We start from the raw sequence: 23786 nt of genomic DNA, 5'->3' as shown, positions 1-23786 counted from the left end.
TCCTGATTATTGGCTCCGCATCATACTCCCTGTTAAGATAGCGCAACACGGTGCAGCTCCCGCAGTCTCCTGACAGGCAGCAATACACAGTGACAGTTCCGCGCCTTTCGGCAAACGGCCCCAATCGTAGCTGCGGACTAAGAGCAGCAGTTACGATTTCGGCGGATATTCCTTTGGGCGCGTATCACCGATGGCTCTTAGGCATCTCCACGCGCTTACTCTTCTTATCCGCGACCTCTACCTCATCCTAGGTATGATGAGGCTATCTTTGAACGATATGAACAACAGGAATCAGTATAAGGCATACCAGCTTCTCAGGCAATGACAAAATACGGCAGTTTCACGTCAGCTCCGCCGGCGCTCTGACATCTGCTGCCAGACCGTGCCCGCCGCTTCCTCGCCGGACAGAATCCGCTCCAGCGCCATCTTGGCCTGGAGCCCGACCTCGAATTCGGGGTCTTCGGCAGCAACGCTCAGCGCTTCCTGGGCCTCGGCGGTCCCGACTTCGTAGAGGAAGCGTGCCGCCCGCCAGCGCACCAGCTTGCTGGCATCACTCAGCGACGCCGTCATCACCGGCGTCGCTGCCGGGTCGCCGATGTCGGAGAGCGTGTCCCCGGCGGTGCGCCGCACGGCCGGGGCGCTGTCCTTCATCGCCTCATAGAGCAGCTCCATCGCACCTGGCGTGCGGATGTCGCCCAGGTACACGACCGCAAGCCTGCGGATCTGCAGCTTGGGGTCGTGCAGCGCCGCCCGCAGCTCCGGCAGGAGCTGCTCGCCCGGCGCCAAATCCTCCAGCGCGGCATAGCGCACGCGCCAGTCTTCATCGTGCAGGTCGCGCAGCAGCTCGGCCTGCTCTTTCTTGTGCCGCTGCTCGACGAACTCGCCGGCAGCCCCGTGCGCGATGGCCTGCTGCACGAGGGAGTCGAGGCGTTCCTGCGGATACGCCGCTTCCAGCTCCTGCTCGACCTCGCGGGCAATCTCCGGCGGCTCGCCGTAGCGCACGCCGTAATCGCTGAGCTTGCGCTCCTTGATCATCACGGCGCTGGCCACATCGGTCACCGCCTGGGTGAAGCGGCTGGAGAGGGCGATGCGCTCCTCCTTCGCGCCGGTCTTGACCCGGATCTGAATCGGGATGCCGCGGAACATCTGCACGAAGACCTGGGACTCCCCGAAGTGGGCGCCGTCATTCTCATCGCCAAGACTATATTCCGCGCTGAGGCCGTCCGCCCCGAAGCGGTTCTGGACCTCGCGCAGAATCGCTGCCCAGTCCGCGCTGCCCTTGCGTTCCAGCGCGGCGAAATCAGCGGCATGATAAATACTGGTGACGCCAGGAATCTCCAGCATCTCCTGCGCCCAGGAAGGGGCGGAGCGCCGGGTCTCCGGGGTATAGGTCCGGCGGATACCGGGGGCAAGGCTTTCGTCCAGATGAAGCTTCATGGTATTTGGACTGGGGGTCGGTTCAATAAAGGTGATCTTCATACGTCAGCTCCTCTTTTTGACAATAAAATCGCATAAATGCTATACCGATTGCGTTACCCGCATTTTACCTCTTTCAGCAGACGAATACAAAGCGGCCGGGGACTATATTAGCTGAAATTTTAGTTATTATTTATCCGTTCCCGTCATTTCCAACCTCTGGCGCAGGCATCCCCATACTAATGTTGCACATTATGCAATTCTGAATCCGCGGAACCCTGAGGTGTGGAGAATATGTTGCATAAAATGCAGAATTCCAGTGTTTAAGTCGTGAGTTGGCGGGGAGATGCTGCTTTTTATGCAACAATTTCGGGTATTAGACCAAAAGTAGAGGCGAATGTTGCATTTTGGGCAGGATTTTGCGAATATGAGGCCAGAGAAGCAACGGCCTGGCGGCTAATCTGACGGCTACACACACGCTCCACCCAGAAATCGCGCTGCCAATCTCTCCCGGACGTTTCCGCTGGAGCCATTTGGGTAAAATTTGTAATGGGTATCTGTTTCAACCAGAAGGAGTGTTCCAGATTATGGCCAGAATACGTTACAACAACATCGATAATGTCAGCACCGATAAAACACTTAAGGAATTCCGCCAATGGCGTGAGGACCGCCGCAAGAAAAAGAAGGATTACACCTATAAAGTGCCGAATCATCCGCCGCGCCTCGACTATCTGGCCGGGAACCGGCTGGAGACGACGATTACGTGGATCGGGCATTCCACTTTTTTTCTGCAATACGAAGGGCTTAATATCATCACCGACCCGATCTGGGCACGGCGGCTGGGCTTCGAGAAGCGGATCGGTCAGCCGGGCATTCCGCTCGCGGATATCCCGCCGATCGATCTGATTCTGATCTCCCATTCCCACTATGACCATCTGCATATCGCGTCCATCCGCAAGCTGTACCGGGCAGGAACAACCATTGTGGTGCCTGCCGGGCTTAAGCGCAAAATGCTCCGCAAAGGCTTCCCGAACTGCCGGGAAATGCAGTGGTGGCAGGAGATTACGCTGGGCGCCGTCAAGCTGACGTTTGTCCCGACCCAGCACTGGACGCGCAGAACGCCGTTCGATACGAATTCCTCGCACTGGGGCGGTTATGTGCTTCAGCCGGCAGACCCGCAGAAGCACCCGGAGGGGGAGGAGGGCAAGGCGCAGCATAAGCTGCTTCCGCCGAACCTCTATTTTGCCGGAGACAGCGGCTTCTTCCCGGGCTTCAAGGAAATCGGCAGACGCTTCAAGCTGCATGTCGCGCTGATGCCGATTGGCGCTTATGAGCCTGAATGGTTCATGAACTCCCAGCATGTGAATCCCGAGGAGGCCGTGCAGGCCTTCCTTGATGTAGGCGCCGAACTGATGATTCCGATGCACTTCGGAACCTTCAGGCTGGCCGATGATACCGCGCGCGAAGCGCTGGACCGGATGGAGCAGGCGAGGGTGGCGCAAGGGCTTGGTGAGGAGCGTATCCGTACCTTGGGCTATGGGGAGACACTGGTCGTCCAGCCTGAGGAACGCCCGGCGGGGCAATAACCCGGAGAAGGCTTGTATTAAACACTTCTACTTAAATAAGAGCCGTAATAAGGGCCATTTTGCTTGATTTTATGCTATAATGAGCCGGAACCTATGCGAAAAGGATGGTAATGCTTAATGATTAGCACAAGCGGTATAACACTCCGCTACGGAAAACGCGCACTATTTGAGGATGTAAACATAAAATTCACACCCGGCAACTGCTACGGTCTGATTGGCGCGAACGGCGCCGGCAAATCGACCTTCCTAAAGATTCTGTCCGGAGAGATCGAAGCGAACATCGGCGATGTGCATATCACACCCGGTGAACGGCTGGCCGTACTGAAACAGAACCATTTCGAGTATGACGAGTTTCAGGTGCTGGAGACCGTAATTATGGGTCATACCCGCCTGTATGAAATTATGAAGGAAAAGGACGCCCTGTACGCAAAGAGCGACTTCACCGAAGCAGACGGACTTCGCGCCGGTGAGCTGGAAGGCGAATTCGCGGAGCTGAACGGCTGGGATGCAGAGCCTGATGCTGCTGCTATGCTGATTGGTCTTGGGATCATGCGTGAGATGCACGACAAGAAAATGGCCGAACTCAGCGGCAACGAGAAGGTACGGGTCCTGCTGGCCCAGGCCCTGTTCGGACGTCCGAACAACCTGCTGCTCGATGAGCCTACCAACCATTTGGATCTTGAATCGATTGGCTGGCTGGAGAATTTCCTCATGGACTACGAAGGCACCGTTATCGTGGTATCCCATGACCGTCACTTCCTGAACAAGGTCTGTACGCATATTGCGGATATCGATTTCGGCAAAATCCAAATGTATGTCGGCAACTACGACTTCTGGTATGAATCCAGCCAATTGGCCCAGGCACTGCAGCGCGATGCCAACAAGAAGAAGGAAGACAAGATGAAGGAGCTGCAAGCCTTCATTCAGCGCTTCTCGGCCAATGCCTCGAAATCGAAGCAGGCGACTTCCCGTAAGAAGCAGCTCGAGAAGATTACCCTGGATGACATCCGTCCGTCCAACCGTAAATACCCGTTCCTGAACTTCAAGCCTGAACGTGAAGCCGGCAAACAGCTGCTTACGATCAGCGGCCTGACCAAGTCGGTGGACGGCGAGAAGGTACTGGATGAAGTCAGCTTTGTAGTCAACAAAGGGGATAAGATCGCTTTTGTAGGACCGTATTCCCAGCCTAAATCTCTGCTGTTCGATGTGATTATGGGTGAGAAGGAAGCAGATGAGGGTGAATATACTTGGGGGGTGACCACAACCCAGGCGTATTTCCCTAAGGATAACTCCAAGTACTTCGACGGGGTGAACATGAACCTGGTTGAATGGCTGCGCCAGTATTCCAAGGATCAGGACGAAACCTTCCTGCGCGGATTCCTCGGCCGGATGCTGTTCGCCGGCGAAGAAGCACTGAAGAAGGCAAGCGTATTGTCCGGGGGTGAGAAGGTCCGCTGTATGCTGGCCAAGATGATGCTGAACGGAGCGAACGTACTGGTATTCGATGAGCCTACCAATCACTTGGACCTGGAATCGATCACCGCGCTCAATAACGGCCTGATTGACTTTGACGGCACGATCCTGTTCACCTCCCATGACCATCAGTTCATTCAGACGATTGCCAACCGCATCATTGAGATTACACCGGCTGGCATCATTGACCGTACGATGAGCTATGATGAGTATCTGGAGAACCCGGAGATTAAGGAAATGCGTGCCCGCATGTATCCTGTAGAGGTTTAAGAAGTAGATATACTAGAATGGACAGTACTGAGTTCATACGAAAAACGGCTGCGTCGTCCCCGGAGGGATAACGCAGCCGTTTCCACTTGAAATCTAAGGTCTAGGAACCGCCGGTCCGGCGGCGCTGATTGTTAGGCTTCTTGTTATTCTGGCTTTTCAGCGGCTTCGCGGAGCCGGCCTGAAAGGTTGAACCCGGTTTTCCCGAAGCATGCTGTTTCTTCTGCTCCAGCTTCTGGCGGATGGCATCAGCCAAATTAATTTTTGGTTTCTCGTTGTTCTCGCTCATTATGTTACCCCCTTAGGCAGCAAGTCCTTTTCCTTATTCTAAATGTTTTTAAATGCTGCTACAAGGGCAAGAATAACTCAAAGAAAGTTTTCCTGTATTTATGCGGCAGGAATAGGGGGAGAGGCAGAGATGACCGACATTTATGAAGATATTCGCAAGGGTGAGAAGGGTGCGCTGGTCAGTATCGCCGCTTATCTGATTCTGTCAGCCTTTAAGCTGATCTGCGGCTACCTGTTCGCCTCCAGCGCGCTCCTGGCGGACGGATTCAACAATTTAACTGATATTGTGGCCTCGCTGGCGGTGCTGATCGGGCTGCGCATCTCGCGGAAGCCGCCGGATTCCGATCACACCTACGGACATTTCCGGGCCGAGACGATTGCGGCCCTGATGGCCTCTTTTATTATGGCGCTGGTGGGCATTCAGGTTATTGTGGAGGCGGTGCGTTCGCTGTTCGAGGGCGAGAAGGCCACGCCGCAGCTCTGGTCTGCGGGTGTTGCGCTGGTGTGTGCGGTAGCGATGATGGGGGTATATATATATAACAAGCGACTGGCAGAGCGAATTAATAACCACGCGCTGATGGCTGCTGCGAAGGATAATTTCTCGGATGCCATTGTAAGCGTTGGGGCAGCTGTAGGGATTGTAGGGGCGCAGTTCGGACTGCCGTGGATTGATTCGGCGGCTGCTATCGGAGTCGGCTTGCTGATTATCAAGACAGCCTGGGATATTTTCCGCGATTCCACGTACCGGCTGACGGACGGCTTTGACGAAGATAAGCTGCTTGACCTGCGAAGCACCATTGCCCGGACCCCTGGCGTAGAGGGAATCAAGGATTTGAAGGCCCGTGTACACGGCAATCATGTGCTGGTGGATGTAGTCGTAGAGGTGAATGCCCGCATGACAGTCATGGAAGGGCATGAGATCAGCGATTCGATTGAAGAGCGGATGACCAAGCTGCACAACATTATGCATGTGCAAGTTCACGTGGAGCCCAAGGAGTAACATTCCATGATTTCTCCTAGTTAGCTGTAATTTCCACCAAATCCAAGGAGAAATAGCGACTTTAGACCTGCATGTTACCATAAGATGGAAAGGTTTTTTGTGAAATTTGGAGCATGTTCCAAATCCCGGGCCAGCCTATAATGAGGGCAGAAAGCAACAAACGTAGCGCGCGCCGTTGTTGAATTTCTTAATACGCTAAGCGGGGGAACGCTATGATCGTATCACGCAAGAAACTTACAGCATCGTTATGGGTTTCCGCATCACTGGCATTATCCTTGGGAGTGTTCAGTCCAGGACAGGCTTTCGCTGCAACGGATTCTTCGATTACAACATTGGCGGCGTCTGCTGGACAGACAGGCATTATTCAAGCTTCGGTCCGGCTGCGCACAGATCCGTCTACCAGCAGCACGGTACTGAAATATCTAAATAAAGGCGACCAGGTCGTTATTCTGGAAGCTGCTAACAGCTACTGGTACAAAGTAAGAACGGCAGAGGGAATTGTGGGGTATATGAGCTCGGGAGATTCCTACATCCGATTGCTTACGGCTTCCGCACCTGCGTCCCGGACAGCGGTGATTCAGGCCACGGTCCGTGTAAGGGAGACCCCTGCAACCAGCGGTCAAGTGGTTGGATATCTCTATAAGAATGACCAGGTAACCATTCTTGAAGAGACCAACAGCTATTGGTACAAAATAAGAATGGCAAACGGGACGGTGGGTTATACCAGCTCATCCGATCAATATATTACAGCGGGTGCTTCATCGCCGTCTGCTCCAGCCACTCCAGCTCCAACACCGGTACCTGTTCAGACGCCGGTGCCGACGCCTGTTCCAACACCAACACCGGCACCTGTACCTACAGCCGGGCAGACGGCTGTGATTGAACGTGTGATCGCAGCGGGGATGGGCTATCTGGGTACACCATATGAATTTGGTTCCAGCCGTAATGATACGCGTACCTTCGATTGTTCGGATTTCATCCGCCAGATCTTCATGGATGCAGCGGACTTGAAGCTGCCTGCCGATTCCCGGCAGCAAGGGGACTGGGTGAAGCAGAACAGTGGTGTAACTACGGATGTATCCGGCTTGAAGCGGGGCGATTTGATGTTCTTCATGGATTATAAAGGAACTTCTCCCTCTGCTTATACCGGAATCAACAAGTCTACGGCAAGAATTACGCATGTCGCCATGTATTTAGGTGACGGGAAGCTGCTGCATACCTATTCAGTAAGCTCCGGCGGTGTAAGAGTAGATAATCTTAGCGCTTCTTGGATGAACCGTTTCCTGTACGGAGGCTCGGTCATCCGCTAATATATACAGCGAGGACAGCAAGAAGCGACAGGCAGTACAAGTTTGTGACGGGTGAACTACAAGCGGGTGTATGGCGAGGTTATCCCTTCAGTAGAAGATTCTACTGAAGGGATAACCTCTTTTTACTGTCAATAGACACAAAAAAAAGGCCGTTTGGATTAGCGTCCACGTGCCTTGTCAGGGTACATCCGTTGAGTCATAGCTGCAGCATATGAGATGAGCAGCTATGACTCTATGAGTCGAATCGCTTATGGATTGATTACGTAAGCGGAGGCAGGAACCTTGATCCAGGCTTTACCCAGCCAAGTGTAGATTTCTCTCCATTCGTTGCCCATAGCGTCTTTCGTAATCACACCAGTAGTATCAACAGTCTGTGCACCCAGCCAGCCAATAGCAGTCGTGCTTCCCGCAGACAGATGGAATGCTGTAAGTTTGGTCAGAATGATCTGAGGTGTTGCTGGCTTAATATCAGATGCCGTAATGACCGGGTCTGCCGGATTCAGATAAGTTGCTCCGGTTACAGTGGTTACTGCATCGGAAGAAGTGGTTTTGGTAGTATCTGTTGTTCCTGTTACTACCTCAGCTGCGGAAGCTGTTGCTGCAAGGGAAGCCATAAGACCCATTGCTACTGTTAAACTGGCTAATTTTTTCATCGATGATTCCTCCTAGGTATGTTGGTGTGATGTTCTATGTTCTTGCTGTGCTAATATGGATGTAAACATAATTTGCATTGAATGAACCAGCGTAAGCAATAAATTTTATTTTTCTTGTCCAGCTTGAGGGGAACCGCTTCCTTCCGGTTTGAATCACCGATGACATTCTGAGCGGAAAGGCCTATACTTTTTGAAGGGCAGCAAGAAGCCCGGAGGCTTTCTCACGAAAGACCTCCGGGCCTTGAGCACTGCCTGGCCGGCAGTCAGTTAACGGTATGCTTGCCTACATTGATCGTCCCCTGCGCCCCATAAAGAGTGAGACCACGAAGAGGATCAGGAAGATGTAGAACAATACTTTGGCGATGCCGACAGCTGCCGCCACAATATTGAAGAATCCGAAGATACCCGCAATCAGGGCCACTACCAGCAGAATTATAGACCATCTTAGCATGAGATGTCATCCTTTCTGTGCGCTTGATGTAATCATTGTTTAAACGGGGCTTATCCATTTGAAACAGGGAGGAAAGGAAGAGGATTCCAGGGGCTTGGCCTTTGTTTCGGCCGAATTCTGTAAGGGTAACTATGCAGTATCACACAGGGGAAACTGACAATTTAAACACTTTTGGAAGGGGTTATCTACTATGATCATTGAACTTAGCGTAGCACTGGTTGCTATCGCCTTTGCAGTACTCGTATTCTTCTTAATCAAAACCTTGAAATCGGCGAAGGACTCGCTCGACAAGGTCAGCCAGACGCTGCAGGAGGTTCAGAAGACTATCGATGAGCTAACCTATGAAGTGAAAACAACAGTCCGGCATGCCAATGACATCACTGCCGATGTCCAGGGCAAAATCCAGAAGATTGACCCGATCGTGGATTCCGTGAAGAATCTGGGCGATGTCATGAACGAGCTGACATTGACCGTGAAGCAGGTATCGGTAACGGTAATTGAGAAGTTCCGTAAATCACGTGAACTGAAGGATAAGGCAAAATCGGTCTCTATCGCAGAAGTCCCGTTAACACCGGCGGAGGAGAGAACCGTTCAATCCTATGAGGCAGTGAGTTCAAGCAAATCCAAGGGCAAGATTGCTACAGCCCTCAAAGGCGTGGATGCAGCCGCCGCGATCTGGCAGAAATTCCGCCACTAATACCTTGATGACATGATATGCGGCGGGGCACAGGACGGGGCAATACCAGCTCATGAAAGCTCATGAAAGGCGGGAATCCTATGAAAATGGTTATTCTACTGCTTAGTCTGCTTTCTCCCTTCATATCTGCACCGCCGCAAGGAGAGACGGTTACGCCCGCTCCCGGTACCGCCGCACAGCTGCCGGCAATGTTCGCCTTCGAGCATAGCGCAGTTGCCGATCCTTACATAAGCAGCTTCGATTCTTTGTCCGGGATTAGCTTATATATGACGGAAGAGAAGCTGCTGCAGGCCAAGGGAACGCCACAGCAGATTGCTGAAGATCCTTGGGCGGGTTGCCTTGAATATCAATATGCCGATAGCTCGGCGGGGGTATGCGGCGGTGTCGTCCTCTATGTACATGTTTCGCCTGCTCATGCAGGGCAATACGGTCTGAGTCTTAACGGGCAGGTGCTCCATCCCCAGACGATGAACGTGCAGGATATGCTGGGAGCGCCTGATTTTGAAGCCGAGGATGGGGATGTTTACATTAGAGGAGAGGCCGCGCTCAAGATCTACCGTAATATGAAAAGCGGGGAATGGGACGGCGTGGATTTGTTCGACGCGTATTCCTTCTGAAGCTGATTCAAATACGGCGGTATTGGTTAATGAATGGTCAGTCATCTATCCGGTGGCTAAGCCCTTATTCATTATGAAGGAGAGTGATTTCATGGATTCAACCGGTACACAGGCTTATGCCAAGCTGCTGGAGAACGGCGTTCAGGCGATAGAAGAAGTGAATCGGCTCCGCAGCAGCGGCTACACCAGAGAGGATCTTTATGTGATTAGTCACGATGAAGACCGCGAAGGGCGTATTGTAGACGCCGCAGATACTAATGAAGTGGGGCTGAGCGAAGAAGGGCTGTTCGGTGCCATTGCCAACCTCTTCCGTTCGCGTGGCGACGCTTTACGCTTCAAGATTACTTCACTGGGCTTCAGCGCAGCGGAGGCGGCATTTTACGAGAAAGAGCTGGATACAGGCAAGGTTCTGGTTATTGCCAAAAGAAACCCACAATAATCGCGGGTGAGCTTCGTTGGCCTCATTTGTTGACATCAATAGTACAATAGCGTAACCTCCAGTCCCACTAGATGTAGTGGAGCTGGAGGTTACTTTGTTGAAGCCGGAACCTGTTTTATGCCAATATCTAGCTGGATGGTAACAGGCCGTGTAAATATCGTATGATAGAACGATAGAGTTGCGGGTTTAGGGTCTTAATATTATTCGTGTGAGGTGAAGAGCTTGAGAATATTAATCGTAGACGACAATCCTACCAATGTAATTATCATTCGTGAAATCCTCAAGAAGGAAGATTACCGGAATTTCATAACGGCTTCGTCCGCTAAAGATATGCTGAAGCTGCTGGGCGTCGGTGCAGGGGAAGAGAACGGGCAGCCACGGCCCTCTGACGTGGACCTGATTCTGCTGGATATGATGATGCCGGAAATGGATGGGATTGAAGCCTGCCGTGTAGTTCAGCAATATGAGCATCTGAAGGATATTCCTATTATTATGGTTACGGCTGTAGGTGACTCTAAGAAGCTCGCCGAGGCGCTGGATGCCGGAGCGGTGGATTATGTGACGAAGCCGATCAACAAGGTGGAGCTGATGGCCCGCATCCGCCTCGCGCTGCGGCTGAAGCGTGAGAAGGACTGGCATAAGGAGCGGGACCAGCGGATACAGGATGAATTGAAGCTGGCTGCCCTGGTGCAGAATGCGGTACTCAGTCTGCCGCTGGCCGAGGAGACTCTGGAGGTGCATGCCATCTATCAGCCTTCCTTCGAGCTGGCTGGAGATCTGTATGCCTGGTATCCGCTGGGGGACGGGCGTTATGCGGTGATCCTGCTGGATATGATGGGGCACGGCATCTCATCTTCCCTGTTCTGTATGTTCCTGGCCTCTGTACTGAAGGATACCGTAACTACGTATGTGGAGCCGGAGAAAGTCATTCAGGAGCTGAACAGACGATTCAATCAGCTCTATATTGAGAAGCAGCTGGTCCAGTATTATTTCACGGCCATTTATCTTGTCATTGATACCCGCATGAAGCGGATTAATTATGTGAATGCAGGGCATCCGCCGGCGCTGTTCTTTGAAGGAGACGCTAAGACTCCGGTGCTGCTTGAGAGCAATTGCCACCCTGTGGGACTGTTTGACCGGATCGATATCCAGCAGCAGAGCCTGAGCTATGAGGATGAGGGGCATCTGGTGCTGTTCACGGACGGCCTTTTGGAGATGGTCGAGGGCGGCCAGGAGGAGCAGCTGCAATTCATGATCGGACACTTGAATACCACTCATGACTGGCAGGAAGACCTGGTGCGCGCCGCATTCCTGAGCGAGCCTGTTAACGCGGACCGTGATGACGATAAATGTCTGGTCTGGATCTCGCTGAAGAAAGGAACCGATATGGAATGAAGATAAAGGCTAAACTGCTGATCGGCTTCAGTGCCATGCTGGCGATTATGCTTGCGCTGACCCTGATCGGCTATGACAGGCTTCATTATATGAGCAGTCAGCTGGACAGCTACCAGGAGAGGTATAGCAAGGGCCGGGCTTCTTCAGGACTTCGCGGGGAAGTAAACGACATGGCAAGGATATTGACGACTTCCATGCTTAATGCCGATACTGTAACCCTGGAAGCGCAGAAGGCCGAGATTGACAGTAAGGTCCTCAAGTCTGCGGAGCATCTGGAGAACATTAAGGCCACGCTGAAGACGGCAGAGGAACTGCAAATATTATCCCGGATTGAGAACTCCTATTCTGCGTATCTGAAATATCAGGATAAGGTTCTGGAGATGCTGGGAGCCGGATACTTTCAGAATGCCAACACGTACCGCAACGCAGAAGGGCAGGATGTTCAGAACGAGGTGCTGAACAGTCTGAATGCGTTGTCTGATTACAATGCCTTCCGCATGACCGAGGAGACTGCCAATGCCCAGGAGGCTTCGAGCAGATCGATTCAGATGGTCACCCTGATCATGGTCTTGGGGCTGCTGCTCGGGCTGGGTGTCATTCTGTGGGTGATACCGAGTATCACGCGCGGCCTAAGCGTCGTCTCCATGATGATTACCAGCTTCGGCAACGGCAAAATGCGGGCGATCCGCAGGATCAAGGTGAGGTCGAAGGATGAGATTGGTGATGTAGCACGGGTATTTCAGCGGATGGCTGAGGATATTGAGCAAAAGCAGGAGCTGGAGAGATCCTATTCCCAGGCACAGAGTGATCAGGCTTGGCTGAATGCCAACATTGCCCGGGTTACTGAGCTGCTGCGCGGTGTCAGCTCACTGGATCAGGTATCCCAGACCTTCATCAGTGAGTTCACGCCGGTGCTGGGAGCGCAGTATGGTGCCGTCTACCTGAAGAGCCAGGACAATCCGAACCTGCTGGTCAGCAGCGCCTTCTATGCCGGTGAGGAGGGAGTTACGCCGAAGGAGAGCTTCGAGATTGGTCAGGGGCTGATCGGGCAGAGCGCCTTGGATAAGCTGCCGATCAAGCTGACAGAGGCACCAGACAACTATATCTCGGTTTCTTCGGGATTCGGGGAAGCGCATCCGAGTTATATTTCCATTCACCCGCTTTTATTCGAGGATGAAGTGCTGGGTGTAGTGGAATTCGCTTCCTTCACACCGTTCTCGGTGCTGCAGAATGAACTGCTTCATCAGCTCTCCAGTAATCTGGGGATTATTCTGAACAACATCAGCCGCAGGCTTGTGGTTGAGGAATTGCTGCGCGAATCGCAGGCACTGACCGAAGAACTGCAATGCCAGTCGGAAGAGCTGCAGACCCAGCAGGAGGAATTGCGCCGCTCCAACGAGAATCTGGAGGAGCAGACAGATGCCCTGAAGCGCTCAGAGGAGCTGCTGCAGCGCCAGCAGGAAGAGCTGGAGCATTACAATACAGAGCTGGTCTCCAAGACCCGTGCACTGCAGGATCAGGTGCAGGAGGTTGAAGAGAAGAAGGATGAAATCGAGCATGCCCGCATGCAGCTGGAGAAGCAGGCCATGCAGCTTGCGGTAACCAGCAAATACAAATCCGAATTCCTGGCCAATATGTCCCATGAGCTGCGCACCCCGCTGAACAGCCTGCTCATTCTCTCGCAGCTCCTTACAGAGAATAAGGAGGGCAATCTGAGCGAGAAGCAGGTGGAATTTGCCCATACCATCTATATGTCAGGTGCAGATCTGCTTAAGATGATTGACGAGATTCTTGATCTGTCCAAGGTCGATGCCGGCAAAATGGAGCTGAATCATGAAGAGATTCCGCTGATTGAGCTGAAGACCTTCGTGAAGCAGAACTTTGCTCCGCTGGCTGGGCAGAAGGGGCTGTCGCTGCGCCTGTCCTTTGACGAGCCGCTGCCGGACAGTGTATATAGCGACAGTCACAGACTGAAGCAGATTCTGCGTAACCTGTTGTCCAATGCCTTCAAATTCACCAGCGAAGGGTATGTGGAGTTCTCTGTCAGCCGTGCGGACGTCAAGCGGCTGCCTGCCTATCTGCCGCATGATTATGATTATATTGCCATAGCTGTCAAGGATAGCGGCATCGGTATCCCGTCTGATAAGATGGATATCGTCTTCGAGGCGTTCCAGCAGGTTGACGGTACGACGAGCCGCAAATATGGCGGTACGGGGCTTGGCCTCTCGATCAGCCGCGAATTAGCCCGCCTGATGGGCGGAGCCATCGGACTGGAGTCCCGTGAAGGGCAGGGCAGTATATTCACACTGTATCTGCCGGTTCAGGGGAACTTCAGCCTGTTGCCGGGAGCGGTAGAAGCCGCTCCTGCCGGGGAGCCCTTGCAGCTTGAGGAGTTCCGTGAGGAACTGCCATGGGATAAAGCAGGGGATATCGCGCCTACACCTGCTATGCCTGTAGTTGTGGAAGATGACCGCGATTCTTTGGCCAGCGGCGACAAAGTGCTGCTGATTATTGAGGATGACGAGAGCTTTGCCAAGATCCTGCTGAGCATGGCCCGCGGGCGCGGCTTTAAGGGACTGGTAGCCCTGCAGGGTGATATCGGCCTGCAGATGGCCAAGACCCTGCTGCCGGACGCGATCATCCTCGACATCCAGCTGCCGGTCATGGATGGCTGGTCGATTCTGAGGGAGCTCAAGAGCGATTCCCAGACGCGTCATATTCCGGTGCATGTGATCTCTGTGAATGATGAAATGAAGCAGGGACTCATGATGGGAGCGATGGCCTATCTCAGAAAGCCGTCCTCGCGCGAAGCGCTGGACCGGGCCTTCTCGCAGATTGAGAACTATACCGCCAGCACGATGAAGCATCTCTTGATTGTCGAGGACGACGATATCCAGCGCCGCTCCATTGAGGAGCTTATCGGACATGATGATGTAGTGATTACGGCGGTGTCTTCGGGCCAAGAGGCTTTGAATGAACTGCACAAGCAGAGATATGACTGTATGGTGCTTGATCTGATGCTGGATGATATGACCGGCTTCGAGCTGCTGGATCAGATCCGCGACGATGAGGAGCTGAACGATCTGCCGATTATTATTTATACCGGCAAGGATCTGGACAGCAAGGAAGAGACCAAGCTGCGCAAATATGCGGAATCCATTATCATCAAGGATGTCCGCTCGCCGGAACGGCTTTTGGATGAGACCACACTGTTCATGCACCGGGTAGAAGCAAATCTGCCGGAGGATAAGCGTAAAATCCTGCAAAAGCTGCACAATAAAGAGGAGCTGTTTGACGGCAAAAAAATTCTGCTCGTCGATGATGATATCCGCAACGTCTTTGCCCTCTCCAGTGTGCTCGAAGGCTATCACATGGAAGTGAAATTTGCCGAGAACGGCCGCGAGGCCATCGACATGCTTGTCGAACAGACTGATTATGACCTGGTGCTGATGGATATGATGATGCCCGAGATGGACGGGTATGAAGCTATGCGCCGCATCCGGCAGATGCCGCAGTACCAGAAATTGCCGATTATCGCCCTCACAGCCAAGGCTATGAAGGAGGACCGGGCCAAGTGTATTGAAGCCGGAGCCTCCGATTACATGAAGAAACCGATCAGTACAGATCAGCTTCTTTCGTTAATGCGCGTCTGGTTGTATTCGTAAGGGTGATTTCGGGGTAATAGCTATACAGCAGGTTCAAACCAAGTACGGAAATACGGCACAGGCAAGGGAGTATTGATGACAATGGCAGCGATGGAGCACGGATATGAGGGGCAGGGGAATCCGCAGGAGAGCAAGCAGGAGCTTGAACAGATTGAGATTGAGCTGCTTCTGAACGGAGTACATCGTTTGTATGGATATGATTTCAGGAATTATGCCCTGCCTTCCTTGAAGCGGCGCATTTGGCATCATGTCCATGCAGAGAGCTTACCTACCATTTCTGCCCTGCAGGAAAAGGTGCTGCATGACCGTGCATGCTTCGAGCGGTTCGTGTACAGTCTCTCGATCCCTGTGACTGAGATGTTCCGTGATCCCGGACTCTTCCTGACCTTCCGTCAGAAGGTCATTCCGCTCCTGCGGACCTATCCGTATATCCGGATCTGGCACGCCGGCTGCTCCACAGGCGAAGAGGTCTATTCGATGGCAATTATGCTGCATGAGGAAGGACTATATGACAAGGCAAGAATTTATGCCACGGACATGAACGCCCGTTCCTTGCAGCAGGCCAAAGAAGGCGTGTATGAGATCGGCAAGATGAAACAATACACCAAGAACTACCTGGAGGCCGGAGGCACAGGTGTCTTCTCGGAATACTATACAGCGAAATATAACTCAGTGATTCTGCAGCCGTATTTGCGCAAGAACATCATTTTTGCAGAGCATAATCTGGCAACGGACACTTCCTTCAATGAATTCAATGTGATCCTGTGCCGGAACGTAATGATCTACTTCAACGACGAACTCCGCGATCATGTGCATGGCTTGTTCCATGAGAGCCTCAGCCGGTTCGGAGTGCTGGTCCTCGGTTCCAAGGAATCCATTCATTTCACTCGTTACAGTGACAGCTATGAGCCTCTGGACCGGGTTGAGAAAATATACCGCAAAAATAAATAGCGGGTAAGGAGGGACCTATGGGGGTTCAGGAACCGATTCATATACTGCTGGTTGACGACCGTCCCGAGAATTTGCTGGCACTCGAAGCCGTCCTTGAGAGTCAGCATTACAAGCTTGTCAAAGCCAATTCTGGAGAAGAAGCACTGCGGTGCTTATTGAAATATGAATTCGCCGTGATTGTTCTGGACGTTCAGATGCCAGGTATGGACGGGATCGAAACCGCCAAATTAATCAAGGCCAGGGAGAAAACCAAGGATATTCCGATCATCTTCATCTCAGCCAACAGCAGGGAGTCGGAGCATCTGTTCGCAGGGTATTCTGCCGGTGCTATTGATTATATGGTCAAACCGTTTATCCCGCAGATTCTGAAGTCGAAGATTGAAGGCTTTGTGAATATGTATCTGACCAGCAAGAAGCAGCAGATTCAAGCGATGCAGCTGCAGCAAAAGACGCTGGAGCTTGAGCGCATGAACGGCGAATTAATCAAAGCCAAGGAAGAAGCAGAGATCGCGGCTAAGGCTAAGACCGAGTTTCTGGCGATGATGAGCCATGAGATCCGCACGCCGATGAATGGCGTAGTGGGCATGATTGATCTTTTGATGGAGACCCAGCTTGCTCCGGAACAGAAGGAATATACTGAGATTATCCGTAAAAGTGCGGACACACTAATTACTGTGATTAACGATATTCTTGACTTCACCAAGATGGAATCGGGCAAGATGGAGATGGAAGAGCAATTATTCGAGCTGAATACCACCATTCAGGAGGTGTTCAGTCTGTTCTCTGCCGAAGCCGGCAAAAAAAATCTGGAGCTGGCCTATTTCATCGACCAGAAGCTCCCGCGGCTGATCTATGGAGATATGGCCCGTCTGCGCCAGGTGCTCATTAACCTTGTATCCAATGCGGTGAAATTTACCAACCAGGGCGGCGTGTATTTGGTTGCTTCCAGCCTGCCTACAGTGGATAATAAACTGGTAGTGGAATTTACGGTTAAAGATACCGGCATCGGAATCTCGCCGGAGAAATGCGACCGGCTGTTCCAGCCATTCTCCCAGCTTGATTCCTCCATGACCCGTAAGTACGGAGGCACAGGTCTGGGCCTCGCCATCTGCAAATCCCTCGTGGGCATGATGGGCGGAGATATCCGTGTTGAGTCGATGGAAGAGAAGGGGGCTACCTTTGTATTCAGTATTCAGGTAGCCGTGCCTGAGCATGAGCTGGAGGGCTGCAGCCGGGAAGAGGAAGGCACAGCGGACCAGGTAGACGAGGCAAACCGGAGCAAAGTGCTGGTCGTGGATGACCATCCGATTAACCAGCGGCTTATGGTTAGCATGCTGGATAAGCTCGGGTACCGCGCTGATGTGGCCGAGGACGGGAACCAGGCTGTAGAGCTGGCCCGGAAATGTGCTTATGATTTTATCTTCATGGACCTGCAGATGCCGGTGATGGATGGACTTGAAGCAACCTCCCTGATTCGTCAGGAAAGCAGCGGTTCTCCCGACAAGACAGTGATCATTGCGATGACTGCGAATGTGATGGAGGGGATTCAAGACCGCTGTACCGCTGCCGGGATGGACGGATACATCAGCAAGCCGCTCAAGCTTAGCAGCATCAAACAAATGATCTCCAGATATTCAGGCAAGGATAACCCCGCAACCCAGCGGAACACCTCGCTTTTCAACGCATAATCCAGGAATTACCGCTGCTGTACAGTCTCATTTGTTGTTTCAACAGTGTGCTATTAGGGTTATTGGTAAAGAAAACATTTAATCAGGAGAGTTGTCTATGAATACACATAAAAGCGAAAAGTTTCATGCAAAAACCGAAACCGTAGGTACAGTATGCACTGTTTATCTGGTGGGTGAGCTTGATTTGTCTGTGGCCCCTGATTTCCGTTTGGTGATGGAGCCGCTAGTGGGAGATACGGGGCTTGACCTCGTGATTAATCTGAAGGATCTGAAGTATATTGACAGCACCGGGATCGGAATTCTGTTGTCAATCCTCAAAGCAAGACACGGAATGGATGTCAAATTTACCGTTGCTGAAGTTCCTCCGCAAATACAGAAGCTGTTTGACATGACCGGCATTTCCAAATTTTTTGCCTCCCAAGAGAATTCCCACTAGGAAAGGATCGAACTAAGAATGAGTGATGACATACAAAGAGTAGTTCTTCAGTTACCCGCCAGTGCAGAATATGTCGATATTGTCCGGCTTAATTTATATGGCATTGCCTCGAAAATGGGTTTCACTTATGAAGACATTGAAGATATGAAGGTAGCAGTCTCGGAAGCCTGTAATAACTCCGTGCTCTATGCCTATGGGCAGGCGGACGGTATGGTTGATGTAATCTTTGAGGTAGGATCAAGTGTCTTATCCATTACTGTCAAAGATGAGGGGGAGAGCTTTGACGGTATGGACGCGTCCGGAGAACGTCTGACGCTGCATGATAAGGAGCTGAATGATGTTCAGGTGGGCGGACTGGGATTCTACCTAATGCAGGCGCTGATGGATGACGTTAGCGTCGTTAGCGAAGCAGGGAAAGGGACAGTCGTTACCCTGACTAAACGGCTCAATTACAGCGAGGAGAAAGTATGAATGACAAAGTGACTCCCCCAGAGTCCATGAATGAAGCGGTAAGCCTGATCTGGGAATACCAGCAGACGAAAGACAATGAAATTGCAACAGTGCTCATCCGCAAATATGAACCCATGGTGAAGATGGCTGCCGGCAAAATTGCCCGTAACCGTCCGGATCTCTACGAGGATCTGTACCAGGTGGGGCAAATGGCGCTGATTCGGCTGCTGCAGCAATACGACATCAGCTTGGGGATTCCCTTCGAGCCGTATGCGATGAAGAGTATGATTGGACATATGAAAAACTTTTTGCGTGATAAATCCTGGTACATACAGGTTCCGCGGCGGATTAAGGAAAAAGGCGCGCTTGTTCAGCAGGCCATCGATGAACTGACCATCCGGTTAGAACGTTCTCCGGCGGTTGAAGAGATTGCCCATTATCTGGATCTTACTGTAGAAGAAACTGTAGAAGTACTGGCCGGCAGAGAATGTTATCATTATGTCTCCCTGGATTCACCGCTCTCTCAGGAAGAGAGCGGGGCCACACTGGGCGAATTGATCAGCTCCGATGCGAATGACTACGAGACGGTGGAGAAGCGCATGGATCTCCAGCAGGCGCTTGGACAGCTGAAGGAGCAGGAGCAGCAGGTGCTGCTGCTGGCCTTCCAGGACGGCCAATCCCAGCGGGCAATTGCCCAGAAGCTGGGTGTGTCGCAGATGAGTGTCTCCCGTATCCAAAAGCGGGCCACCGAGAAGCTGAAGCAGATCATGGCTAATTCATCCTATTAAATATCAATGCCATTATAGTTATCAGGGCAGGCTCTATCCCTTACGGGATGGAACCTGCCCTTTTTTAGGTAGATAAGAATTTTATGTTTTGGGGTCCCCGCAAAGTACCTGAGTCATCACCTACGCTAAAGCCCCACTTTGTGGGGCTAAAGAGCAACATCCCTCCTGCAGTCTATTCACGGTAGAGTAGGCTGCAGGAGGGATGCGCGGGAAATGTGTTTAGTTCGCATCGATATACTTTTTGATTTCTCCAAGATATTCCCCGATAACCGGTACATTGAGAAACAAACTGAGGATATAGCCAAGAATACCGAGAATGACAAAGGTACCGAGTGAGAGGCCCAGGCCTCTGGAGATCCCGGCCATCAGATTGGTGATGATCCGCTTCTTAGGGTCTGTATAGTTCTCCAGGATATCCTTGAACTCGGATTTCTCCAGTGAGTCGGCAATCTTGTCGAGCCTCGCATTCAAGCGTTTGACCTCATGCCGCAGCTCGAAGGGATGCTCATCTACGTCATAAGCTTTGGTTCTGTTGTCCGCTTCTCCCATAAGGCGTACCTGCTTTCTGTAGCCTGAACCAGGCTTTATTGGAATATAAGGCATGCATAAATAGAGAGCAGCCAGCTATAGACGATCTGGCCGCTCTCTTGAATGTCTGTTCAGCCAGAGACCCGGCCTTAATAAGAAGATTTGTAAGTATTCTTAACTTCCTCTTTGGCATCCTTCGCTTCGTCTGCGACTTCTTTGGAAGCATCCTTCGCCTTGTCGGCTACCTCGCCGGAGGCATCCTTGACGTTCTCCGAAATATCCTTGGAAGCATCCGTAACTGTTTCGCCAATCTTTTTACCTGTTTCGGCCAGAGTGGCTGCAATCTGCTGCTTGCTGTCACTAACTGTTGTGAAGATATCAGAGGCCTTGGCGGAGACTGTGCCGGCCAGATCGGTAGCCTTTTCGCTAACTGTTGTGGCCAAGGATTTAGTTTTATCCGTTACCGTTCCTGCGACCTCTTTCGTCTTGTCCGTAGCTACAGTCAGCTTGTCGGACAGGTCACTGCGCATCTCACGCCCTGGCTTCGGTGCGAATAACAGGGCCGCTGCTGCTCCGAGCAGACCGCCGATGAAGATCCCTTTAAAGAACGTGCTGCCGCTTTCTACCGGAAATTCCTTCTCTGCTTTATTCATTATCAATCACTCCTTATCAGAATTGTCATTCAAATTCAGGTTAGCCTGAATGTTCTTACTTCGTATATAAACTTTGGGCTATCGGCTGAAACAGCGGAATAGCTTGGCAAAGATTGCCGGAGGATAAGGGAGCATCCCAGCTAAAAACGAGCTTTTATACACCTATTCCGAAGAATTTGCGGCTTTACAAGTTTGATTGATCACGAAGGGAAGGGGGTAAGAAATAGTAAATTATAGCGCCTATATACATCTCATATTGAGGAGCATTCATTCCCCTGCTTAGGATATTGATAAAATAACAACATCTATGGAGGTGCAGCATTATGATTAAAGTAGTCACAGCAGCCGAGCGTCATACTTCGAATAGAGAATGGATACACAGTGAATTCAGCTTCTCCTTTGCCGATTACGATGATCCCAGCAACGCCCACTTCGGTGCCCTGCTGGCGCATAACGACAATGAGTTGAAGCCGGAGCAAGGCATGCATGAGCACCCGCATCATGATCTGGAGATTATCACATATGTGGTATCCGGTGTGCTGAAGCATCAGGATGATCTGGGGAATCATGCAGATCTGCAGGCAGGAAGTGTACAGCTGATGAGCGCAGGAACAGGCATTAATCATTCAGAGACGAATCCCTCGGACCATGTGGATGTCCGGTTCCTGCAGATCTGGCTTTTGCCCGACCGGCCCGGTAAACCGCCGAAATGGGATGCCCGGTTCTTCCCTACGGAGCTCAAGCTTAATCACTTGTTGCCCGTTGCTACAGGAGATGGGACACAGGGTTCGCTGCAGCTGGACAATGACGTTAACATCTATCTGTCCGTGCTGCAGACGAACCGGGAGCTGAGTTATCCTCAGCAGGAAGAGCGGCGCACCCATCTGTATGTCATTTCCGGGAATCTGGAGATCTCATGCGCAGATGGTACATTCCAGCTCCAGCAGGGGGATGCGGCGCGTATCCGCAAGAGCTGCGAGCTTACGCTCAAAGGCATAAGCAGCTCAGGGGATGCAGAATTCATTCTGATTGATCTCCCGTAGCCGCACACAAAAGCCCTTCAGCTTCATTGCCCGTTAGTCGGGACGTTGAAGCTGAAGGGCTTTCTCATGATAGATTTCGGGGTCCCCGCAAAGTACCTGAGTAAACTTCGAAGCCGAAGCCTCACTTTGTGGGGTATTTTGTGTACCTAGCTGTTGTTATTTCTTGCGCAGGCGGCCAAGCTCTGAGACGAGCGCCTCCACCTGGGAGATACTGAGCCGGTCACTGCCCATTGCCACCTCGTAAATATCCTGAATATCCTCATACTGCTCCACCGAAAAGGCAGACGCCTGCATTGCAGCGCTACTTGCCATTTTCAGCTTGTTTTTGATGCCTTCAATCATATATTCAACGTTCTCCTGGCTTGGGTTCGACAAATCCATTGAGTATAACCGTCCTTCCTGTGTAATAGAATTTGAACTGGTATAGTTCAAATATCTTATCATGTTTGGGCAGGGGATGACCATTTTTTTGTCCAGATCCCGCAAACATGTTAAATTAAAGGTAAATATAACAGGCTGCTGAGTGAGGGGGAGTGAGGCATTGGCCATCAGAGAAGAAGAGAGCAGAAAACGGCGTAAAATGAATGCCGGAGAGCTGGCAGCTTTCTTCCGCGGGATCGCAGACATGTATTCCGCTGAGCAGCTGACCTTCCTCTGCATCGGAACAGACCGCTCCACCGGAGATGCATTGGGACCGCTGACGGGAAGCCGCCTGCTGGAGTACGGATTTCCGAATGTGACGGGTACGCTTCCGGCGCCCTGTGATGCGGATAATCTCGTTCAGCGGATAACAGAGATTCCGGAAGGGCAGATTATTATCGCTGTTGATGCCTGCCTGGGACCGCCGGCCGCACTCGGCTGTTATTTTGCGGCAGCGCAGCCGCTGCGTCCGGCAGAATCGGTAGGGGGACTCTTGCCTGCTGTAGGGAATTACAGTCTGGCAGCAATCGTTGATGTGAACAGTCCGCGCCCTTACCGGACGATACAGACTACCCCGCTCTACCGGGTAATGAGTATGGCAGATCAGATTGCCAAGGCAGCCGCCCAGGGATTCGGACTTACGGATTGAGAGCGTTTCAAATCACCTTGTTCTAGCTTATTAATATAGACCACTACATAGAAAGAGGGTAAGCAGCCATGGAAAATGTTCGATGCGAGGGAAGCAACATCTGCTACAGTGATCAAGGCAAAGGGGATGTAATCGTGCTGCTGCACGGATTCTGCGGGAGTGCTGAGTACTGGGAAAATGTAATTCCAGACCTGACCGCCCATTACCGGGTCATAGCCCCGGATCTGCGCGGGCACGGGGCTTCGGATGCTCCGCTTGGAGCCTATACCATTGAGCAGATGGCCGACGATGTGCTGTCGCTGCTGAATGCCCTGGAGATTCCTGAATGCTATCTGCTCGGACATTCTCTCGGAGGCTATATCACCCTGTCATTTGCCCAGCGCCATGCCTCCCGGTTGAAGGGCTTCGGGCTGATTCATTCCTCCGGCTATCCGGACAGTGAAGAAGCCAAGGAGAACCGGCTCAAGAGCGTCACCATGATCCAGAGCGAAGGCATCTTTGCTTTTGTGGATCAGCTGGTGCCTGGACTGTTTGCTCCTGAAGCGGCCCCACGGCTGCTGGAACGTGCCAAGGAGATTGGCTACAAGACTCCGCCGCAAGGAGCAGTTGGCGCGTCCTTGGCTATGCGTGAGCGCCCCGACCGCCGCGATGTGATCTCGGCAACGGCGCTGCCGGTGCTGCTGGTTGCCGGAGCAGAGGATTCGAAGGTGACGCCGGAGCGGACGTTCACCTCAGACAACCGGAACATCACCAAGGTGACGCTGCCGGGTGTTGGCCATATGGGCATGTTTGAAGCACCGGAGCAGCTGGCGAAGATTATTAAGGATTTCGTGCATGCTCCTGTGCAGCAATAAATTACATCAGGCAATAGGGACAGAAGGCAACACTCCCGCTCTCCGGCGGGGTGCTGCCTTCTTTTTGTT

At 52.1% G+C, this 23786-nt stretch carries 24 protein-coding genes and 1 riboswitch; of the genes, 17 read left to right on the top strand and 7 right to left on the bottom strand.

The window, feature by feature from the left end:
* Positions 1 to 30: 30 nt before the first annotated feature.
* Positions 31 to 248: riboswitch (Lysine riboswitch) on the bottom strand.
* Between the two features lie 97 nt (positions 249 to 345).
* On the bottom strand, positions 346 to 1479 hold the full coding sequence (locus NSS83_RS14725; protein WP_341348500.1) for a virulence factor: 1134 nt from the start codon (positions 1477 to 1479) through the stop codon (positions 346 to 348).
* Between the two features lie 524 nt (positions 1480 to 2003).
* Between NSS83_RS14725 and NSS83_RS14720 the strand changes: the two genes are divergently transcribed.
* Positions 2004 to 3002 (top strand): MBL fold metallo-hydrolase, encoded by a 999-nt coding sequence (locus NSS83_RS14720; protein WP_341183890.1) that lies wholly within the window; start codon positions 2004 to 2006, stop codon positions 3000 to 3002.
* Positions 3003 to 3119: 117 nt separating this feature from the next.
* The gene (locus NSS83_RS14715) at positions 3120 to 4745 is read left to right on the top strand and encodes an ATP-binding cassette domain-containing protein (protein WP_341183891.1); all 1626 of its coding nucleotides are present in this window, start codon (positions 3120 to 3122) and stop codon (positions 4743 to 4745) included.
* 100 nt (positions 4746 to 4845) lie between these two features.
* Here NSS83_RS14715 and NSS83_RS14710 read toward each other — a convergent pair whose 3' ends face one another.
* The gene (locus tag NSS83_RS14710; protein WP_036694961.1) at positions 4846 to 5031 is read right to left on the bottom strand and encodes a hypothetical protein; all 186 of its coding nucleotides are present in this window, start codon (positions 5029 to 5031) and stop codon (positions 4846 to 4848) included.
* Positions 5032 to 5160: 129 nt separating this feature from the next.
* Here NSS83_RS14710 and NSS83_RS14705 point away from each other — a divergent pair, with 129 nt between their 5' ends.
* On the top strand, positions 5161 to 6030 hold the full coding sequence (locus NSS83_RS14705; protein ID WP_341183892.1) for a cation diffusion facilitator family transporter: 870 nt from the start codon (positions 5161 to 5163) through the stop codon (positions 6028 to 6030).
* A gap of 212 nt (positions 6031 to 6242) precedes the next feature.
* Positions 6243 to 7340 (top strand): SH3 domain-containing C40 family peptidase, encoded by a 1098-nt coding sequence (locus NSS83_RS14700; protein WP_341183893.1) that lies wholly within the window; start codon positions 6243 to 6245, stop codon positions 7338 to 7340.
* Between the two features lie 248 nt (positions 7341 to 7588).
* Here NSS83_RS14700 and NSS83_RS14695 read toward each other — a convergent pair whose 3' ends face one another.
* Both NSS83_RS14695 and NSS83_RS14690 read right to left on the bottom strand, forming a co-directional pair.
* Complete coding sequence (locus NSS83_RS14695; protein WP_341183894.1) at positions 7589 to 7993, bottom strand: hypothetical protein; 405 nt, start codon at positions 7991 to 7993, stop codon at positions 7589 to 7591.
* 283 nt (positions 7994 to 8276) lie between these two features.
* A complete protein-coding gene (locus tag NSS83_RS14690) occupies positions 8277 to 8444 on the bottom strand; it encodes a DUF1328 domain-containing protein (RefSeq protein WP_036694965.1) in 168 nt (55 codons plus the stop codon).
* Between the two features lie 190 nt (positions 8445 to 8634).
* Between NSS83_RS14690 and NSS83_RS14685 the strand changes: the two genes are divergently transcribed.
* The 10 genes from NSS83_RS14685 to NSS83_RS14640 all read left to right on the top strand — a co-directional run bounded on the left by NSS83_RS14685 (position 8635) and on the right by NSS83_RS14640 (position 19570).
* The gene (locus NSS83_RS14685; RefSeq protein ID WP_341183895.1) at positions 8635 to 9141 is read left to right on the top strand and encodes a DUF948 domain-containing protein; all 507 of its coding nucleotides are present in this window, start codon (positions 8635 to 8637) and stop codon (positions 9139 to 9141) included.
* An 80-nt stretch (positions 9142 to 9221) separates the two neighbouring features.
* Positions 9222 to 9758 carry a hypothetical protein gene (locus tag NSS83_RS14680; protein WP_341183896.1) on the top strand — a complete coding sequence of 179 codons (537 nt, stop codon included), beginning with the start codon at positions 9222 to 9224 and terminating at the stop codon, positions 9756 to 9758.
* 91 nt (positions 9759 to 9849) lie between these two features.
* Complete coding sequence (locus NSS83_RS14675) at positions 9850 to 10197, top strand: general stress protein (protein WP_076080447.1); 348 nt, start codon at positions 9850 to 9852, stop codon at positions 10195 to 10197.
* 222 nt (positions 10198 to 10419) lie between these two features.
* Entirely contained in the window at positions 10420 to 11592 is a 1173-nt protein-coding gene (locus NSS83_RS14670; RefSeq protein ID WP_341348499.1) for a fused response regulator/phosphatase, read from the top strand.
* Positions 11589 to 15257: a response regulator gene (locus NSS83_RS14665; RefSeq protein ID WP_341348498.1), complete on the top strand. Its 3669-nt coding sequence runs from the start codon at positions 11589 to 11591 to the stop codon at positions 15255 to 15257. The genes NSS83_RS14670 and NSS83_RS14665 overlap by 4 nt, the downstream gene beginning before the upstream one ends.
* A 90-nt stretch (positions 15258 to 15347) precedes the next feature.
* The gene (locus NSS83_RS14660) at positions 15348 to 16208 is read left to right on the top strand and encodes a protein-glutamate O-methyltransferase CheR (RefSeq protein WP_341348730.1); all 861 of its coding nucleotides are present in this window, start codon (positions 15348 to 15350) and stop codon (positions 16206 to 16208) included.
* A 17-nt stretch (positions 16209 to 16225) separates the two neighbouring features.
* A complete protein-coding gene (locus NSS83_RS14655; RefSeq protein WP_341348497.1) occupies positions 16226 to 17896 on the top strand; it encodes a response regulator in 1671 nt (556 codons plus the stop codon).
* Between the two features lie 97 nt (positions 17897 to 17993).
* Complete coding sequence (locus NSS83_RS14650; protein ID WP_341183901.1) at positions 17994 to 18332, top strand: STAS domain-containing protein; 339 nt, start codon at positions 17994 to 17996, stop codon at positions 18330 to 18332.
* An 18-nt stretch (positions 18333 to 18350) separates the two neighbouring features.
* Positions 18351 to 18803: an anti-sigma B factor RsbW gene (rsbW, locus tag NSS83_RS14645; RefSeq protein ID WP_341348496.1), complete on the top strand. Its 453-nt coding sequence runs from the start codon at positions 18351 to 18353 to the stop codon at positions 18801 to 18803.
* Positions 18800 to 19570: a sigma-70 family RNA polymerase sigma factor gene (locus tag NSS83_RS14640; RefSeq protein WP_341016627.1), complete on the top strand. Its 771-nt coding sequence runs from the start codon at positions 18800 to 18802 to the stop codon at positions 19568 to 19570. Before rsbW ends, NSS83_RS14640 begins: the two co-directional genes overlap by 4 nt.
* A gap of 219 nt (positions 19571 to 19789) precedes the next feature.
* On the opposite strand, the gene NSS83_RS14635 is transcribed toward NSS83_RS14640, so the two are convergent.
* Together NSS83_RS14635 and NSS83_RS14630 are read right to left on the bottom strand one after the other, a co-directional pair.
* Positions 19790 to 20119 carry a DUF5665 domain-containing protein gene (locus NSS83_RS14635; RefSeq protein WP_036694977.1) on the bottom strand — a complete coding sequence of 110 codons (330 nt, stop codon included), beginning with the start codon at positions 20117 to 20119 and terminating at the stop codon, positions 19790 to 19792.
* A gap of 128 nt (positions 20120 to 20247) precedes the next feature.
* Positions 20248 to 20751, bottom strand: a complete 504-nt coding sequence (locus tag NSS83_RS14630) for a YtxH domain-containing protein (protein ID WP_036694978.1) — start codon at positions 20749 to 20751, stop codon at positions 20248 to 20250.
* Between the two features lie 323 nt (positions 20752 to 21074).
* Here NSS83_RS14630 and NSS83_RS14625 point away from each other — a divergent pair, with 323 nt between their 5' ends.
* The gene (locus tag NSS83_RS14625; protein ID WP_341183903.1) at positions 21075 to 21794 is read left to right on the top strand and encodes a pirin family protein; all 720 of its coding nucleotides are present in this window, start codon (positions 21075 to 21077) and stop codon (positions 21792 to 21794) included.
* Positions 21795 to 21950: 156 nt separating this feature from the next.
* Here the strand turns inward: NSS83_RS14625 and NSS83_RS14620 are convergent, their stop codons facing one another.
* Entirely contained in the window at positions 21951 to 22175 is a 225-nt protein-coding gene (locus NSS83_RS14620) for a DUF1128 family protein (RefSeq protein ID WP_341183904.1), read from the bottom strand.
* A 160-nt stretch (positions 22176 to 22335) separates the two neighbouring features.
* Between NSS83_RS14620 and yyaC the strand changes: the two genes are divergently transcribed.
* Both yyaC and NSS83_RS14610 read left to right on the top strand, forming a co-directional pair.
* Entirely contained in the window at positions 22336 to 22863 is a 528-nt protein-coding gene (gene yyaC, locus NSS83_RS14615; RefSeq protein WP_341348495.1) for a spore protease YyaC, read from the top strand.
* Positions 22864 to 22931: 68 nt separating this feature from the next.
* Positions 22932 to 23717: an alpha/beta fold hydrolase gene (locus tag NSS83_RS14610; protein WP_341348494.1), complete on the top strand. Its 786-nt coding sequence runs from the start codon at positions 22932 to 22934 to the stop codon at positions 23715 to 23717.
* The last annotated feature ends 69 nt before the right edge of the window (positions 23718 to 23786 follow it).

The organism is Paenibacillus sp. FSL H3-0469 (assembly GCF_038051945.1).
In the GTDB taxonomy this organism is placed as follows: Bacteria; Bacillota; Bacilli; order Paenibacillales; family Paenibacillaceae; genus Paenibacillus_AQ.
The sequence above is the reverse complement of the archived record's forward strand: the minus strand, read 5'-3'. Positions and strand labels throughout refer to the sequence as shown.

Coding starts and splice junctions, on each gene's coding strand:
- NSS83_RS14725 (WP_341348500.1), bottom strand. CDS start 1,479: ATGAAGATCACCTTTATTGAACCGACCCCCAGTCCAAATACCATGAAG.
- NSS83_RS14720 (WP_341183890.1), top strand. CDS start 2,004: ATGGCCAGAATACGTTACAACAACATCGATAATGTCAGCACCGATAAA.
- NSS83_RS14715 (WP_341183891.1), top strand. CDS start 3,120: ATGATTAGCACAAGCGGTATAACACTCCGCTACGGAAAACGCGCACTA.
- NSS83_RS14710 (WP_036694961.1), bottom strand. CDS start 5,031: ATGAGCGAGAACAACGAGAAACCAAAAATTAATTTGGCTGATGCCATC.
- NSS83_RS14705 (WP_341183892.1), top strand. CDS start 5,161: ATGACCGACATTTATGAAGATATTCGCAAGGGTGAGAAGGGTGCGCTG.
- NSS83_RS14700 (WP_341183893.1), top strand. CDS start 6,243: ATGATCGTATCACGCAAGAAACTTACAGCATCGTTATGGGTTTCCGCA.
- NSS83_RS14695 (WP_341183894.1), bottom strand. CDS start 7,993: ATGAAAAAATTAGCCAGTTTAACAGTAGCAATGGGTCTTATGGCTTCC.
- NSS83_RS14690 (WP_036694965.1), bottom strand. CDS start 8,444: ATGCTAAGATGGTCTATAATTCTGCTGGTAGTGGCCCTGATTGCGGGT.
- NSS83_RS14685 (WP_341183895.1), top strand. CDS start 8,635: ATGATCATTGAACTTAGCGTAGCACTGGTTGCTATCGCCTTTGCAGTA.
- NSS83_RS14680 (WP_341183896.1), top strand. CDS start 9,222: ATGAAAATGGTTATTCTACTGCTTAGTCTGCTTTCTCCCTTCATATCT.
- NSS83_RS14675 (WP_076080447.1), top strand. CDS start 9,850: ATGGATTCAACCGGTACACAGGCTTATGCCAAGCTGCTGGAGAACGGC.
- NSS83_RS14665 (WP_341348498.1), top strand. CDS start 11,589: ATGAAGATAAAGGCTAAACTGCTGATCGGCTTCAGTGCCATGCTGGCG.
- NSS83_RS14660 (WP_341348730.1), top strand. CDS start 15,348: ATGGAGCACGGATATGAGGGGCAGGGGAATCCGCAGGAGAGCAAGCAG.
- NSS83_RS14655 (WP_341348497.1), top strand. CDS start 16,226: ATGGGGGTTCAGGAACCGATTCATATACTGCTGGTTGACGACCGTCCC.
- NSS83_RS14650 (WP_341183901.1), top strand. CDS start 17,994: ATGAATACACATAAAAGCGAAAAGTTTCATGCAAAAACCGAAACCGTA.
- rsbW (WP_341348496.1), top strand. CDS start 18,351: ATGAGTGATGACATACAAAGAGTAGTTCTTCAGTTACCCGCCAGTGCA.
- NSS83_RS14640 (WP_341016627.1), top strand. CDS start 18,800: ATGAATGACAAAGTGACTCCCCCAGAGTCCATGAATGAAGCGGTAAGC.
- NSS83_RS14635 (WP_036694977.1), bottom strand. CDS start 20,119: ATGGGAGAAGCGGACAACAGAACCAAAGCTTATGACGTAGATGAGCAT.
- NSS83_RS14630 (WP_036694978.1), bottom strand. CDS start 20,751: ATGAATAAAGCAGAGAAGGAATTTCCGGTAGAAAGCGGCAGCACGTTC.
- NSS83_RS14625 (WP_341183903.1), top strand. CDS start 21,075: ATGATTAAAGTAGTCACAGCAGCCGAGCGTCATACTTCGAATAGAGAA.
- NSS83_RS14620 (WP_341183904.1), bottom strand. CDS start 22,175: ATGGATTTGTCGAACCCAAGCCAGGAGAACGTTGAATATATGATTGAA.
- NSS83_RS14610 (WP_341348494.1), top strand. CDS start 22,932: ATGGAAAATGTTCGATGCGAGGGAAGCAACATCTGCTACAGTGATCAA.